Annotated in this window: 10 protein-coding genes; 5 read left to right on the top strand and 5 right to left on the bottom strand. The window is 72.5% G+C overall.

Annotated features, from left to right (window positions below; translation table 11 throughout):
* Nucleotides 1-35 precede the first annotated feature (35 nt).
* Nucleotides 36-254 (top strand): hypothetical protein, encoded by a 219-nt coding sequence (locus C7H73_RS15645; RefSeq protein ID WP_170104796.1) that lies wholly within the window; start codon nt 36-38, stop codon nt 252-254.
* 162 nt (nt 255-416) lie between these two features.
* Nucleotides 417-1,070 (top strand): OmpA family protein, encoded by a 654-nt coding sequence (locus tag C7H73_RS02800; protein WP_106845272.1) that lies wholly within the window; start codon nt 417-419, stop codon nt 1,068-1,070.
* A 13-nt stretch (nt 1,071-1,083) separates the two neighbouring features.
* Here C7H73_RS02800 and C7H73_RS02805 read toward each other — a convergent pair whose 3' ends face one another.
* From C7H73_RS02805 to C7H73_RS02820, 4 genes are read right to left on the bottom strand one after another with little or no spacing between them, the layout of a single operon-like run.
* Entirely contained in the window at nt 1,084-1,731 is a 648-nt protein-coding gene (locus tag C7H73_RS02805) for a response regulator transcription factor (RefSeq protein WP_106845273.1), read from the bottom strand.
* Between the two features lie 8 nt (nt 1,732-1,739).
* Nucleotides 1,740-3,800 carry a two-component system sensor histidine kinase NtrB gene (locus C7H73_RS02810; protein WP_106845274.1) on the bottom strand — a complete coding sequence of 687 codons (2,061 nt, stop codon included), beginning with the start codon at nt 3,798-3,800 and terminating at the stop codon, nt 1,740-1,742.
* Nucleotides 3,797-4,612, bottom strand: a complete 816-nt coding sequence (locus C7H73_RS02815; protein ID WP_106845275.1) for a carbon-nitrogen hydrolase family protein — start codon at nt 4,610-4,612, stop codon at nt 3,797-3,799. The genes C7H73_RS02810 and C7H73_RS02815 overlap by 4 nt, the downstream gene beginning before the upstream one ends.
* Entirely contained in the window at nt 4,609-8,676 is a 4,068-nt protein-coding gene (locus tag C7H73_RS02820) for a YhdP family protein (protein WP_106845276.1), read from the bottom strand. The genes C7H73_RS02815 and C7H73_RS02820 overlap by 4 nt, the downstream gene beginning before the upstream one ends.
* 73 nt (nt 8,677-8,749) lie before the next feature.
* Here C7H73_RS02820 and glnE point away from each other — a divergent pair, with 73 nt between their 5' ends.
* On the top strand, nt 8,750-11,521 hold the full coding sequence (gene glnE / locus C7H73_RS02825) for a bifunctional [glutamate--ammonia ligase]-adenylyl-L-tyrosine phosphorylase/[glutamate--ammonia-ligase] adenylyltransferase (protein WP_106845277.1): 2,772 nt from the start codon (nt 8,750-8,752) through the stop codon (nt 11,519-11,521).
* A 166-nt stretch (nt 11,522-11,687) separates the two neighbouring features.
* Here the strand turns inward: glnE and C7H73_RS02830 are convergent, their stop codons facing one another.
* Nucleotides 11,688-12,686, bottom strand: a complete 999-nt coding sequence (locus C7H73_RS02830; RefSeq protein ID WP_106845278.1) for an Abi family protein — start codon at nt 12,684-12,686, stop codon at nt 11,688-11,690.
* 206 nt (nt 12,687-12,892) lie between these two features.
* Between C7H73_RS02830 and C7H73_RS02835 the strand changes: the two genes are divergently transcribed.
* Both C7H73_RS02835 and C7H73_RS02840 read left to right on the top strand, forming a co-directional pair.
* On the top strand, nt 12,893-13,609 hold the full coding sequence (locus C7H73_RS02835; protein ID WP_106845279.1) for a TetR/AcrR family transcriptional regulator: 717 nt from the start codon (nt 12,893-12,895) through the stop codon (nt 13,607-13,609).
* The gene (locus tag C7H73_RS02840; RefSeq protein ID WP_106845280.1) at nt 13,606-15,036 is read left to right on the top strand and encodes an efflux transporter outer membrane subunit; all 1,431 of its coding nucleotides are present in this window, start codon (nt 13,606-13,608) and stop codon (nt 15,034-15,036) included. Before C7H73_RS02835 ends, C7H73_RS02840 begins: the two co-directional genes overlap by 4 nt.
* Nucleotides 15,037-15,055 lie beyond the last annotated feature (19 nt).

Below are 15,055 nucleotides of genomic sequence, written 5' to 3' on the forward strand. Positions count from 1 at the left end.
GGTAGGATCGCCCGCTGCAGTGGCGCAGGCGTCACATGGCATCAGATGCGTGGTGGTTGTCATTTCGCCCGGCGACGGGCTCGGGTCGAAACATGGGGCTGATTTTGCTTGAAGCACTGCTGGCGCTGGCAATCCTGCTGGCCATTGTGTGGTGGACGATGTTCTCCGGCAGAAAGCGCGGCGAGCTGCGCGACCCGCCCCCGGCGCCGCCCGAAGCTGGGCCGCCCGCCCCGCAGGAGGCGCCACGCGACTGAGCCGGCCTGGCTGACAATGGCTGGCCCGGCCGGCGGGCGCGCTGTCCGCCGTCCTACAGCGGCGGCGGCGCGGCCTGGTTAGGCTCCCACGGCGGGTGTGCGTTGCGGGCTTGTCCCGGCCGCGCCGCCCTCGCGTCTTTCACACGAAAACAGGAGCTTCCCATGCGCAAACCTCTCCTCGTCGCCAGCCTGTCGCTGGCCATGCTGGCCGTCGGCTGTGCCGACATGTCCATGACCGACACCCAGCGCCGCACGGCCACCGGTGCCGGCGTGGGCGCCCTGGGCGGTGCCGCCATCGGCGCCGTCGCGGGCGGGCATGCCGGCAAGGGAGCCGTCATCGGCGCGGGCGTGGGCGCCCTGGGCAGCTACATCTGGTCGCAGCGCATGGAGCGCCAGCGCCAGGACATGCAGGCCGTCACGCAGGGCACAGGCGTGACGGTGACCCAGACGGCAGACAACCAGCTCAAGCTGGACATTCCCAGCGACATTTCGTTTGCCACCAACCGTTCGGACATCCAGGCCAATTTCCAGCCCATCCTGGAGCGTTTTGCCGCCGGGCTGCGCGACAACCCCAACGCCGAGGTGCGCATCATCGGCCACACCGACTCCACGGGTACGGACGCCATCAACAACCCGCTGTCGGTGGACCGTGCCACCAGCACCCGCAACTACCTGACGGCGCGCGGCGTGAATGGCGCCCGCATCCACGTAGAAGGACGCGGCGCGCGCGAGCCCATCGCCAGCAACGACACGGCAGACGGCCGCGCGCGCAACCGCCGCGTGGAGATCTACGTGGGCGAGCGCGGTCAGGGCTGACGGCCGCGTGCGCTCAGCTCCCCGGGGCTGAGCGCAGCAGGTTCGCCAGTTCCACGGCCGAGCGCACGTGCATCTTGTCGAACACGCGCGCGCGGTGCACCTCCACCGTGCGCACGCTGATGGACAGCTGATCGGCGATCAGCTTGTTGGGCAGGCCCTCCACCACCAGGCGCATGACCTCGCGCTCGCGCTCGGTCAGCTCGCCCTGGCGCTGGGCCAGCAGGCCGCGCTCACGCTCGGCCCGCAGGTGAGCGGCCGAGCTGCCCAGCGCGGCCTGAACGCGGTCCACCAGCAGATTGTCCGAAAAAGGCTTTTCGCAGAAGTCGAAGGCGCCGCGCTTGACGCTGTCCACTGCCGTGGGCACGTCTGCGTGACCGGTCAGAAAGATCACGGGGATGGCAGCGGTATCGCCCCGCTCGGCCATGCGATCGAACAGCGCCAAGCCGCTCATGCCGGGCATGCGCACATCCAGCAGCAGGCACGCGGCGTGGCGCTGGCGCAGCCCGCGCGCCGCCTGCGAGGCCAGCATGGCCTCGAAATCCTCGGCACTGGCGAAGGACTCGCTCAGCACCCGGCGCGAGCGCAGCAGCCAGGCCAGGGCCTCGCGTACCTCGTCGTCATCGTCCACGATGTACACGGTGGCAGGGGTTGCAGATTCCATCGATTCATTCAGCGTGAAGCCCCGGGCTGCGTGTCGGCAGGCAGGGTGAAGACAAATACCGTACCACGCGGCTGGCGCGCCAGCCAGGCCAGGCGGCCGCCGTGCTGCTCGGCCACCGTGCGACACAGGCTCAGGCCCAGGCCCATGCCCTCGATGCGCGTGGTGTAGAACGGGGTGAACAGGCGCGCGGCCACGTCCTCGGGGATACCGCTGCCGTTGTCGGCCACGGCAAACTCCAGCCATGGCCCGCCCTCCGGCGCGGGCCGCACCTGCAGCTGCAGCAGCCGCGCCGCCTCGCCCTCCTGCCCGTCCATGGCCTGCATGGCATTGCGCGTGAGGTTGAGCAGCACCTGCTCGACCATGGTGCGGTCGCACAGGGCAGGGGGCAGGCCGGGCGCGATCTCCACCACCACCTGCACGGCCAGCTTGCGTGCCTGCAGGCGGATGATGGGCAGCACCGCCTCCAGCAAGTCCTGTGCCGGGACACTCTCGCGGGTATGGGGGCGCCGGCGCACGAAGTCGTGCACGCTCTTGATGACGCGCCCGGCGCGCTCGGCCTGGTGGGCGATGCGCTGCACCGCCCCCCGCACCTGCTCCAGGTCCTGCGCGTCGGGCACATCGCCAGGCAGCGGTGCCAGCAGGTTCAGCGAGCCGGTGGCGTAGCTGGCAATTGCCGCCAGGGGCTGGTTCAGTTCGTGGCTGAGCAGTGATGCCATCTCGCCCACGGTGGCCAGGCGGGCCGTGGCCTGCAGCCGCTCATGCGTGGTGCGCGACAGCTCCTCGGCGCGCCGCTGCTCGCCCACGTCCAGGATGCAGCCCATCCAGCCGGTATGCACGCCGTGGGCGTTGATCAGGGGCGCTTCATAGACCATGACGGGAAAGTGCGAGCCGTCCCGGCGCACGAAGACCGTTTCGTAGCCGGCCGATGACGGGCCCAGCCGCCCGGCCAGGCGCCGCGCCTGGCGCCCGGTGTACTCCTCGGCCAGCTCGGGCGGCCAGTAGGGCAGGGGCGCGGCGCGGCCCACGATCTCGGCGGCGGCAAAGCCTACCATGGCGCAGAACGCCGGGTTCACATAGGTGATGCGCCCGTGCAGGTCGCGCGCGCGCAGGCCGGTGACCAGCGAGTCCTCCATGGCCTTGCGAAAGGCCAGTGCCTCGGCCAGGTCGCGCTCGGCGCGCAGGCGCCGGCGCGTGTCGCGCACCAGCACCACCAGCACCGACACCAGCGCGATCGACATGGCCGTGACCAGGGCGGTGAGCACGTTGGGAAACACGCTGGGCGCGGCGTGCCAGCCGTCCATGCGCAGCACCAGGGTGTTGCCCGGCAGATCGAACAGCTGCTGGGCCGTGAACACGCGCGAGCCGCGCCGCTGCGCCCTCACCAGCGCCAGCCGGGTACCGTCGGCCTCGGTGAAGGACACGCCCTGGGTGCGCTGCAGCTGCGGCCCCACCACGTCGGCCAGCAGCACCTGCAGGGCGTAGGTGCCCACCAGGTAGCCGCGCACGCGCCCCGCCTCGATCAGCGGCGCGCACACCTCCATCAGCTCGGCACCGGTGCCCCCGGGCAGCAGCTGGTAGTAGCTGCTGGAATACGACGGCGCCATGAGGCGGCGCGCATTGGCGCAGGCCATGGCCGTCCCGGAGTGCGCTGCGTCGCCTGGCGGTGCACCGCCCTGGCGGGGCGCGCCGGCCTGCGCCCGCGTGTCCAGCTGCTCGTCGCGCCACTCCAGGCGGGTCAGCTCGGGGCGGCGGCTGAGCAGCTCGTTGGCCTGGCCCTGCCAGGCCAGCGCCCCGCCGGCAACGTCCGGCAGGGCCAGCATGTCCTGCAGGTTGCGCGCCAGGGCGCGGCGCAGGTCGGTGGCCGCATCGATGGCATCGCGCTCCAGGCGCTCCTGCACCTGGCTGGCTTCATAGCGTCCGGCCAGCCACACCAGAGTGACCAGCACGCCCGCCACCAGCGCGCCCAGCAGCACCCACAGCGACCAGCGCCGCCAGGCGCTCAGCCAGCGCCGGGGCAGCCGGGCCCAGCGCGGGACGGGGCGGCGGCCTGCCCTGGCGGCGGCGCTCACAGCACGCGGTGCGCCAGCGCGGGCAGCTGGGCGCGCACCTCGCGCAGGCGCTCAGCATCCAGCTGCGCCAGCACCACGCCCGGGCCTTCGGCCTGCAGCGCCATCACCTCGCCCCAGGGGTCCACGGCCATGCTGTGCCCCCAGGTGCGCCGGCCGTTCTCGTGCCGCCCGCCCTGCGCCGGCGCCAGCACATAGGCCAGGTTTTCCACGGCGCGGGCGCGCAGCAGCACCTCCCAGTGCGCCTGGCCGGTGGTGTGGGTAAAGGCGCTGGGCACCAGCAGCAGCTGGGCACCGGCCCGGGCATGGGCGCGGTACAGCTCGGCAAAGCGCAGGTCGTAGCAGACCGACAGGCCGACCTGCCAGCTGCCGGCCTCGCCCGCGTCCAGCGCCAGGCACACGGGCTGGCTGCCCGGGGCGATGGTGCGGGCCTCGTCGAAGGCTTCGCGGCCGTTGTCGAAGCGAAACAGGTGGATCTTGTCGTAGCGCGCCACGCATTCGCCGCGCGGCGAATACACCAGGGAGCTGTTGCACACGCGCGCCGGCTCGGCGCTGGCCAGCGGCAGCGTGCCGCCAACGATCCACAGCGACAGCTCGCGCGCAGTCTGCGCCAGGAACTGCTGCACCGGGCCGTCGCCATAGGTCTCGCAGCGCGCGAGCTTGTCAGTCTCGGCCAGGCCCATGCAGCTCCAGTACTCGGGCAGGGCGGCCAGTTGCGCGCCGGCGCGCGCGGCCTGCTCCAGCAGGGCCCGGGCTTGGTGCAGGTTGTCCGGCACCCGTGCACTGGAGACCATCTGGATGGCGGCCACTTTCATTGCTTGTCCTTTCCTTGCGTTTCGGGCGCATTCGCGGGTTCGTGCGCGGGGGCGCCGGAGCGGCCGCGCGGCAGGCGCTGCACGCGCGGCTCGGCCCAGGTGCCGTCCACGTGGAACTCCTGCGTGGCCGCCTGCATCAGGGGCCCGCGCAGGAACACCTGCGCCAGGAAGCTGCTCAGGCCGATGACCGGGTTGATGGCGGTGGCCACCAGCGAGGCCGTCATGGCGTTGATCTCGGGCACCACCACCACATGCAGGTCCTGCGTCTCGCGCTCGATGTCGGCGCTGCCCTCCATCAGCACGGCGGCGTTCACGCCCTTCATCTGCAGGTTGTTGGTGGCGGCCACGCCCTGCTCGATCTGCACGTCGCCGCGCACGAAGTCGAAGGCGAAACCTTCGCTGAACACGTCGCGAAAGTCCAGCGCCAGGCGCCGCGGCAGCGACTGCAGGCTGAGCACCGACAGCAGCTTGGCCAGGCCCGGGTCGGCCTTGAGGAACTGCCCGGCCTGCATGTCCACATGCATCTGCCCGGCCATGGAGCGCCAGTCCGGCGACAGCGGCGAGCCCAGCCAGGCCACCTGCCCGTCGATGCGGCCCTTGCCGCGGCGCAGCACGCCGTCCATGCCAAAGCGCGACAGCAGCGCGCCGGAGTCCTGGATGTCGAGCTGGAAATTCATGGCCGTGCGCCGCTCGTGCGAGCCGGCCAGCAGCGCCCAGTTGCCGCTGGAGGTGAGTTGCGCCTGCGGCATGGCCAGGTTGAATCGCGCCAGGCGCCACTCGCGCTGCCCGCCTTCGGCCGGGCGGTTGCGCGCCTCGATCTCCAGGCGGCCCAGGCGGCGCCCGTGCAACTGAAAGTCCTGCACCACGATGTCCAGCGCCGGCAGCGCCTGCGGCTGCGCGGTGTCGGACAGCAGCGCGTCCATCTGCTCGGACGACGTCTCGGGCAGGGCCAGCCGCGCCAGCCGGGCGTGTACCAGGCCGGGGCCGTCGGCCGGGGCGCCGCCGGGGCGGTATTCCAGGTAGCCGTTGAGTTCGGCCGCGTCCACGCTGGCCCGCCACACCGCGCCCTGGCGCGACGCCCCGGCCACCACCGCGTGCAGCGTGCGCCCGCCAGCGGTGAGCGCGCTGGCGCGCAGGCCCAGCGAGGTAGGCAGGTACTGCTGCAAGGCGTCGGCCGGCGCCGCCGCTCCCCCGGCGTCAGCAGCCGCCGACGCGGGCGGCTGCAGCAGGGCCAGCCAGGCGTCGGCGTCCAGCGGGCCGAACACCGCATTGGCCACCACACCGCTGGCCGGCATCGCCGGGGGCTCGTGCGCGGCCTCGCCCACGGCCAGGGCGCCGCGCAGCACGCGGGCCTCGCCCGTCTCGTCCAGCGCGCGCACCCAGGCCAGGCGGGCCAGGTCGCCCAGCTCCACCAGCAGCTCGTCGTGCAGCGGAGCGCTGGCAGAGGCCGCCGCCTCGGGCGTGAGCCGGCGCTCCACGCGCAGCGCCAGTGGGGCCTGCGCTGCCTTGACCAGCGGCGCGGGCGCCTGCAGCGCCAAGCCGGTCAGGTCGCTGCTGACCAACAGTTCGGCCACGCCGCGGCGCACGCCCACGGTGAGCGTGTAGGGCGTGCTGCCGCTGGCGCGCGCGGCCAGCCCGGTCAGGGCGTCCCACAGGCCGGAGGTGCGCAGGCCCTCGGCGGTGGCCGTGCCCTGGGCGCGCACGCGTACCTGCGGCGGGCTGCCGGCCGCAGTGCGCATGCCGCCTTCCAGGCTGACATCGCCGCCCAGGGCGCGGCCCTGCATGCCGGCCAGGGTGAAGCCGCCTTCGGTGAACTGCACGGCGCCGCGCGTGGCGCTGACCAGCGGGGCCTGCGGCACGAAGCGCACGTCGTTGCCCGCCAGCTGCACGCTGCCGCGCACGGTGGATTTCGCCAGGTCGGCCACCGGCAGGTTCAGTGCCAGTTTCAGCTCGGCCGCGCCGGTGGCGCTGGCCGCATCCAGCGCGCCGTGGGTCAGCTCGGCCACGTGCGAGCTGCGCACCAGCGCCAGCATGTCCGCCAGTGGTCCGTTTATCTGGCCGTCCACCGCCACCACCGGATGCTCCAGGTCGGCGATGCGCGCGCGCGTGGGCTGCAGGCGCAGCCGCGGCGCGCCGGCCAAGCTGCCGGTGGCGCCCTGCACCGTCATGCTGGCGCGGTCGAAGACCAGCTCGCCAGCCAGGCCGGAGAGTGCCGGCCAGGGCTTGTCGCCCGGGTGCAGCAGGCTGTCGGGCACGTAGGCGTACTCCACGTCCTTGACATGGGCGCTGATGCGGAACTCGCCCGGCCCGCCATGCGCATAGGGAAAGTCGTGCAGATCGCCCTTGACGCGGAACTGCACCCGGCTGGCGCTGCCGCGGGTGACGGCGTCGCGCACGTAGTGGCGCGCGCTCTCGGGCACGGCCAGGGGCAGGTAGCGATGCACGCGCGTGCCGTCGGCGCGGCTGAGGGTGCCGGACAGCTCCAGCACGCCCGGAAAGCGCGCGCCGCTGCCGGCGTCCGACGTGCGCCAGGACAGGCGCGCCTGGCCCTCGGCGTCGGCGTTGGCAAAGCGCACGTCGCCCGCCTGCACGGCGATGCGCGGGCCCTCGACCTGCCAGCGCACGGTGGTGGCCAGGCGCTGCACGGGCACCAGCGGGTCTTCGAACACGCCGGGCAGGGCCAGGTGGCCGTCTTCAATGCTCAGAGCCGCCTGGCCGCCCGCCTGGTTCAGCTCGAGCTGCACGTCGGCGCCGGCCAGGCCGGCGACGCCGCGCGTGCCGCCGCGCGCGGCCAGGGCCAGCCCGCGCACCCGGGCGCGCGCCTGGTATTCGCTCGGCGCCTCCAGCGGGCCGCGCCAGCGCGCCGCCAGGCCCTCCACCTGGCCCTGCGGGGCGTAGGTGTCCAGCGCCCTGTGCGCCGCCGGGCCCAGCGGCAGGCGCTCGGCGATCTGCGACAGCGCCGCCAGGTCCAGCCGGTCGGCGCTCAGTTCGCCCTCGCTGTGCGCGCCGCGGTCCAGGTGGCGCACCAGCACCTGGCCGCCCGGCCAGCGCAGCCCGGAATCGGTGGTGAAGCGCAGGTTGTCGGCGACGAACTCGAAGCCTCCGTCCAGCCGCCTGCCGCCGGCACGCCCGCTCACGCTGCGCAGGGCCAGCGGCTGCAGGCCGCTGCCCAAGGTGGCCTGCACCTCGGACAGGGCCAGGTCCACCGTGCCCCCCACCAGCTGCCCGCGCCGCACGTCGCCCCAGGCGCGCACGGCGCCCGCTCCGCGCGCCACCGACAGCCCGCCCAGGTCCACGTGGCGGCGCAGGCGCGAGGCGTCGGCCCGCGGAAAGTGCGCGTACAGCTGCCCGCTCCACTGCTGCCAGCGGCCTGCGTGCGCGGTCAGGAGGGGCTGGCGGAACTGCCCTTGCAGCGTGAAGCGCTCGCCCCATTCGGGCGCGGGCGTGGCGTCCAGTCGCACGGCGTGGCGCCATCCGCCGCTGCGGATCACCAGGTCCACCTCGGTCAGGGCCACCGGTTCGGCGCCGCGCAGCTCGTCGGCATAGCGCAGCGTGCCTCCGCGAATGGCCACCTCGGGCTGCGAAAACAGCCAGTCGGCGGCGCGGCTGTCCGGCGCGCCCTGCTCGCGAAAACCCATGCCGGCGATGAACACCTGGCCATCGGGGGCGCGGCGGATGTCCAGTTCGGGCGCCTCGATGTAGATCTGCTCGAAGCCCAGACGCAGCAGCGAGCGCGGCGACAGCGCCACCACCACGCGCGGCAGGTGCAGGCCGGCGCGGCCTTCACCGTCCAGCAGGGTCACGCCCGTCAACTCCACGGTGGGGAAGAGGCCGCCGCTTTGCGCGGCGATGGCGGCGATGCGCACCGGCACCCCCAAAGCCCGCGTGGCCTGCTGCTGCAGCTGCGGACGCAGGCTGTCGATACGCGGCACAATCCAGCCATGCAAGGCTGCCCAGGCGGCCCCCAGGACGAGCCAGAACGCCACCGTCAGGCCCAGCGCCCACCGTGCGCAGCCCGCCATGAATCTCAAGAGGCGGGAGGGATGGGCAGGCAGCTCTGTCATTGGGGGCGCAAACGGTGGCAGGAATTATGACCCGCCCCCTGCAGCATGAGCGCCGTCATAGCCGACCATTCCCATGCCCTTGTTTCCTGCCCAGGCGCTGCCCCATCCCCTGTCGCTGCACTCGCGCTTTTGCCAGCGGCTGGAGCGCCGCTACGAGGCGCTGCTGCCCCTCTTGCCCCCGGGCGTGCCCACCCAAGAGACCATGGGCGCCACTTGCGACGCGCTGCTGGCCCGCGGCCACGATCTGGGCGCGGCCCTGCGCATCCTGCGCCAGCTGGTCATGCACCGGCTGGTGGTGCTGGACTGCGACCGGGGCGCCCCGCTGGCGGACATCACCACCCCCATGACCGGCCTGGCCGAGCTGGCCCTGGACCGGGCCAGCCGCCACGCCTGCGCCCAGCTCACGGCGCTGCACGGCGCGCCGCGCACCTGCGACGGCGGCGAGGCGGCGCTGTGGGTCATCGGCATGGGCAAGCTGGGGGCGCGCGAGCTCAACGTCTCCAGCGACATCGACCTGGTCTATGTGTATGAATGCGACGGCGAGACCGAGGGCATCGAGGGCGGGCGCGGCAAGCTGTCGCACCACGAATACTTCGCCCGCGCCGCCCGCGCCCTGTACGCCCTGGTGGGCGAGGCCACCGAGCACGGCTTCGTCTTTCGCGTGGACCTGGCCCTGCGCCCCAACGGCAATTCCGGCCCGCCCGTGTGCTCGCTGGCCGCGCTGGAGGAATACCTGCTGCTGCACGGGCGCGAGTGGGAGCGCTTTGCCTGGCTGAAAAGCCGCGTGGTGGCGCCGCGCGCCGCCGTCGCCTCGCCGGGCGTGCAGGCCCTGCGCGAGGTCGTGCTGCCCTTCGTCTTTCGCCGCTACCTGGACTACGGCGTGTTCGACGCCCTGCGCGTGCTGCACCGGCAGATCCGCGAGCACGCGCAGCGCCGCGCCAGCGGCCACCCCGAGCGCGCCAACGACGTGAAGCTCTCGCGCGGCGGCATCCGCGAGCTGGAATTCACCGTGCAGCTGTTGCAGGTGGTGCGCGGCGGGCAGTTCCCCGAGCTGCGCCGCCGCCCCACGCTCGAGGCCCTGCAGCGCCTGGCCCGCGCCGGGCTCATGCCGCAGGAGACGGCCGACCAGCTGGCCGCCGCCTACACCTTCTTGCGCCGGGTCGAGCACCGCATCCAGTACCTGGACGACCAGCAGACCCACGTGCTGCCCACCCGCGACGATGACCTGGCCTGGATCGCCGCCACCCTGGGCCTGGGTTGCTGCGAATTTCTGCGCGAGCTCGACGGCCACCGCGAACTGGTGGCGCAGGAGTTCGATCGCCTGCTGGGCGGCCCCGAGAAAAAGCACTGCAGCGGCGGTGCCTGCCCCGGCCCGCGCGCCGCCGGCAACGGCGTGGCTGCCGCGCCCGACCTGGAGGCCCTGGCCGCGCAGCTGCCACCGGCGCTGGCCGGCCGTGTGCAGGGCTGGCGCACCCACCCGCGCGTGCAGGGCCTGCGCGAGCAGGCGCGCGCGCGCCTGGTGCGTGTGGTGCAGCGCACCGGCCAGTGGCTGGCCGAAGGGTTGGTGAGCGAGGACGCCGCCGTGCGCCTGCTGGACTGGCTGGAGCCGCTGCTGCGCCGCGACAGCTACCTGGCCCTCTTGCTGGAGCGCCCGGCCGTGCACGAGCACCTGTTGCACCTGCTGGGCGCGGCGCGCTGGCCGGCGCGCTACATGATGCTGCACCCCGGCGTGATCGACGAGCTGGCCGGCGGCGCCATCCTCAGCGAACGCTTCGTGCCCGAGGACTTCGAGCGCGAGTTGCAGCTGCGCCTGGCCGCCCTGCAATCGACCGGCGAGGACGACGACGAGAACCTGCTGGACCTGCTGCGCCGCGCCCACCACGCCGAGGTCTTTCGCACCCTGGCGCGCGACGTGGAAGGACGCATCACCGTGGAGCAGGTGGCCGACGACCTGTCGCTGCTGGCCGACAGCGTGCTGCGCGTGACCAGCCGCTGGTGCTGGCAGCGCCTGAAGAGCCGCCACCGGGACGACCCGCAGCTGGCCATCATCGGCTACGGCAAGCTGGGCGGCAAGGAGCTGGGCTACGGCAGCGACCTGGACATCGTCTTCGTCTTCGACGACGAGGATGAGCGAGCCCCCGAGGTGTATGCCGCCTTCGTGCGCAAGCTGATCAACTGGCTGGCCGTCAAGACCAGCGAGGGCGACCTGTTCGAGATCGACACCGAGCTGCGCCCCAACGGCAATTCGGGCCTGCTGGTCACCAGCTTCGCCGCCTACGCCGACTACCAGTGCCAGCGCGGCAGCAACACCGCCTGGACCTGGGAGCACCAGGCCATGACGCGCGCGCGCTGCGTGCTGGGCGCGCCGGGCCTGGGCGAGCGCTTCGACGCCGTGCGCCAGGCCGTCATCACCGCGCCGCGCGATCTGAAAGCCCTGGGCGACGAAATCACCGCCATGCGCGCGCGCCTGCGCGCCGCGCACCCCGCGCTACCCGACTGGTTCGAAGTCAAGCACAGCGCCGGCGGCATGCTGGATGCCGAATTTGCTGTGCAGTATCTGGTGCTGGCGCACTCGCGCGAGCACCTCGGCCTGCAGGACAACAAGGGCAACATCGCCCTGCTGTTGCGCGCCGAGGCCGCCGGCCTGCTGCCCGCCGGCGTGGGCGCCGCTGCCGCCAACGCCTACCGCACGCTGCGCCAGGTGCAGCACCGCGCGCGGCTGAACGAAGAGCCCACGCGCGTGCCCGCAGGCGAGCTGGCAACCGAGCGCGCGGCCGTGCAGGCGCTGTGGCAGGCGGTGTTCGGCTATAGCGCCGCTTCCATTTCGATAGCTGTTAGCACTTGACCGGTGGGCGTTAGGGTCTGATTTGACCAGTCTCCCTCCGCCCAGCCGCACCTTGACCGCAGCCGCTGGCTCACCTATCATTGCGAGCAATACGCCCGACGCCTCTGCACTTTCGTGTACGCGTCGGTTTTCATTTGTGCGCTCCAATGCACAACCGTGGATGCCATCACGGCTGCGGCCATAGCCCCCATTCTTCCCAGCCTTCATCCGCTCCCAGGTCGGCTGGCGAAAACCACTGATGCGCATCCTCTGGGAAGTCGTTGGCCAGCAAGGCCTTGAAGCGTTGGCCCCAGCTCGAATTCGGGCAGATCACGCGCAGCAGCTGCTGCATCAGGCAGAAGTAGAAAAAAGGCTTGGCGTTGTCCACTTGGGCAGGCCATTTTGCAGGGGGCGCCGAGCGCTCCAACACGTTGATGTTCCACAGCCGGCTGTGGTGCGCCGATACGTTGCGGATGAAATTCAGGCTGCGCAGCCACTGGGCGAAGGCCTGGCCCGACGGCGCTCCGTACAGGCCGGCAATGGTTTGCTGGTCGGCGTGCTGCATGCCGGCGAAGAGCTTGGACAGCAGGCCGAAATCCCACACTTCGATGGCAGCCCATACTGGCAGGGCGCCATATTGCTGCTGGTGGTGCGCCACGAAGGGCTCCTTGCGCGCCCGCTTCAGCATGACCTGGTATTTGGACAACCAGACTTGGTGCTGCGTCTTGCCGGCATCCGGCCCTCTGGGGATCGGCTTCTTGGTGAAATTGCCGTGCAGGCACGCGGGATTCTCATGCGCACGCGGATCGCGCCGGCCCAGCAGATGCGCCACGTCCACGCGCACCGCCATTTCGATGCGCTCCAGCGCATCCAGGGCCAGCAGCCGCAGCTTCTTGTCGAACACGTACAGGCGCACCACGTCCTCGAAGCGGCTACCCGGCGCGAAGCTGTCCAGCCGCACCGCCTGGCCCTGCGCCGTGGAGGCGACCGGGTCGATGGCGCGCAAGGGATACCAGTAGCCGCTCAGCCGGTAGTAGCCCAGGCGCTCCAGATAGTCGAGCGCGGCGGTTGCGTCGTCCACTTGCAGGCCGCGGTCCCGGAGCTGCTGCAGCTGGTCTGCCAAGGAACGCCAGGGCTTGAGCGGCTTCGGCGTCTCTGCGTCTCCCGGGGATTTGCGCTGGTCCATGTCGTGGTGCAGGGGTTCTGAGTGGCGTGAAGGCCCGGGCCTGCCTGCAAGAGAGAGGGCGAACAGGGCGGGCGGTAAAGCCGGCTTACTGTATGCGAGTGCAGCAGGATGCCCGGCCGCAGCGCACCACGGCGATCCTTACATACGTGACAAATGTACATATGGATTCAAACAAACGTTTGATTCATGTGCTGTAATGCCCAGCCATGACTGCCGCGCCTTTCCTGCCTGCCGACCCCGGCGGCCCCGATGCCGGGCCGGCGCCCGCGCGCACGCGGCTGCTGATGGCGGCGCTCAAGCTGTTTGCCGAGCACGGCTTTGCCAAGACCTCCATCCGTGCCATCGCCGCCGAGGCGCAGACCAACGTGGCGGCGGTGAGCTACTACTTCGGCGACAAGGCTGCGCTGTACGCCGCGCTGTTTTCCGATGCTTGTGGCTCGCTGGCCGATCTGGTGCCCGACTTCACCCGGCCCGGGCTGCCGCTGCGCCGGGCGCTGCACTGCTTTTTCCAGGGGTCGCTGGCGCCGCTGCACCACGGCGAGATGGCGCGCCAGATGGTGCGGCTGCACATCCGCGAGATGCTCGAACCCAGCGAGCAGTGGGAGCGCGAGCTGGAACGCGACGTGCGCGGCCCCAACGAAGCCATGGCGCGCCTGCTGTGCCGCCACCTGGGCCTGGCCCAGCCCGACGACGACATGCACCGCCTGGCCCTCACCATCACGGGCCTGGCCTTCCAGCTGTGGAGCCACCAGGAGGTGGTGGCCGCCATGCAGCCGCAGCTGCTGGCTTCTCCCCAGGCGGTGGACCTGTGGGCCGAGCGCCTGACCGACTACGCCGTGGCCATGGTGGCCGCCGAGCGTCGCCGCCGCGCGCGCGCGGCCTCCTCTTTCGCAACCGACACCGACCCCCCGCCCGTCCCATGAAGCTGCCCTTGCCGCTCGCGCGCCGCGCCGCCGTGCTTGTCCTGCCCCTGCTGCTTGCGGCCTGCGCTGCGCCGCGCCCGCCAGCGCAGGTGTCCGCCCCCGTGCCTACCGGCTGGACCGCGCCGCTGCCCCATGGCGGCAGCGCCCGCCAGCTGGCGCAGTGGTGGGACGCCAGCCTGCACGACGCGCTGCTGACCGGCCTGATCGCCGACGCCCAGGCCTTAAGCCCCGATGTCGCCCAGGCCGCCAGCCAGCTGGCGCAGGTGCGCGCCCAGCAGGTGGCGGCGCGCTCGGCGCTGCTGCCGGGCGTGGACGGCCAGGCCAGCGCCAGCCGCGGCTTCAACCAGCAGACGGGCGGCCTGGCCACCACCGCGCAGGCGGCCGTGCAGGCCGGCTGGGAGATCGACCTGTTCGGCGGCAACGCCGCGCAGCTGGCCGCGCAGGGCGAGCGCGTCGATGCGTTGGGTGCCCAGTGGCACGAGGCGCGCGTATCGGTCGCCGCCGAGGTGGCGCAGCAATACGCCGCCTGGCAGTACTGCATGCGCCAGCTGGCGGTGGCTGAAGGAGATGCGCGCTCGCGCGGCGAGACGGCGCGCCTGTCCGGCGAGAGCGAGCGCGCCGGCTTCACCGCCCCCGCCACCGCCGCGCTGGCCACGGCCAGCCACGCCGACGCCCTGGCGCGCGCGGCCCAGCAGCGGCTGCAGTGCGACGTCGGCGTGAAGACGCTGGTGGCGCTGACCGGGCGCGATGAAGCCCTGCTGCGCACGCAGCTGGCCGCCGCGCCGGCGCTCAAGCCCGAAGGCGAGCTGTTCGCCATCGACGCGCTGCCGGCGCAGGTGCTGGCCCAGCGCCCGGACGTCTATGCCGCCGAACGCGAAGTCGCCGCCGCCAGTGCCGAAGTCGGCGCCGCCCAGGCCGACCGCTACCCGCGCCTGCAGTTGACGGGCAACATCGGCCGCGGCTGGGTGAAGACGGGCCAGGGCAGCGTGGCCAGCAACACCTGGTCCATCGGCCCGGTGGCGCTCACGCTGCCGATCTTCGACGCCGGCCGGCGCGCCGCGCAGGTGGACGCCGCGCAGGCGCGCTACGAAGCGGCGGCCAGCCGCTACCGGGGCGCCGCGCGCCAGGCGGTGGCCGAGGTCGAGCAGGCGCTGGCGCGGCTGGCCAGCACGGCCGCGCGCAGCAGCGACGCCGGCCGCGCCGCGGCCGGCTACCGCCAGTCGTTCGAGGCCACGCAGGCGCGCTGGCAGGCGGGCCTGGCCAGCCTGGTCGAGCTGGAGGACGCGCGGCGCCTGCAGCTGGCCTCCGAGACCGCGCTGGTCGCGCTGGAGCAAGAGCGCATGGCCGCCTGGATCGCGCTGTACCGCGCCGCCGGCGGCGGCTGGAGCCGGGGCGAACCGGGCCCGGCGCCCGTCAGCGTGTCGTAGTCCACCATCGAACTACTGT

The sequence above is a fragment of the Pulveribacter suum genome, assembly GCF_003013695.1.
Lineage (GTDB): Bacteria > Pseudomonadota > Gammaproteobacteria > Burkholderiales > Burkholderiaceae_C > Melaminivora > Melaminivora suum.

Bases quoted from the DNA above. Each gene is read 5' to 3' on its own strand.
- C7H73_RS15645 (WP_170104796.1), top strand. From the start codon at position 36: ATGGCATCAGATGCGTGGTGGTTGTCATTTCGCCCGGCGACGGGCTCG.
- C7H73_RS02835 (WP_106845279.1), top strand. From the start codon at position 12,893: ATGACTGCCGCGCCTTTCCTGCCTGCCGACCCCGGCGGCCCCGATGCC.
- C7H73_RS02840 (WP_106845280.1), top strand. From the start codon at position 13,606: ATGAAGCTGCCCTTGCCGCTCGCGCGCCGCGCCGCCGTGCTTGTCCTG.
- C7H73_RS02815 (WP_106845275.1), bottom strand. From the start codon at position 4,612: ATGAAAGTGGCCGCCATCCAGATGGTCTCCAGTGCACGGGTGCCGGAC.
- glnE (WP_106845277.1), top strand. From the start codon at position 8,750: ATGCCCTTGTTTCCTGCCCAGGCGCTGCCCCATCCCCTGTCGCTGCAC.
- C7H73_RS02800 (WP_106845272.1), top strand. From the start codon at position 417: ATGCGCAAACCTCTCCTCGTCGCCAGCCTGTCGCTGGCCATGCTGGCC.
- C7H73_RS02830 (WP_106845278.1), bottom strand. From the start codon at position 12,686: ATGGACCAGCGCAAATCCCCGGGAGACGCAGAGACGCCGAAGCCGCTC.
- C7H73_RS02820 (WP_106845276.1), bottom strand. From the start codon at position 8,676: ATGACAGAGCTGCCTGCCCATCCCTCCCGCCTCTTGAGATTCATGGCG.
- C7H73_RS02805 (WP_106845273.1), bottom strand. From the start codon at position 1,731: ATGGAATCTGCAACCCCTGCCACCGTGTACATCGTGGACGATGACGAC.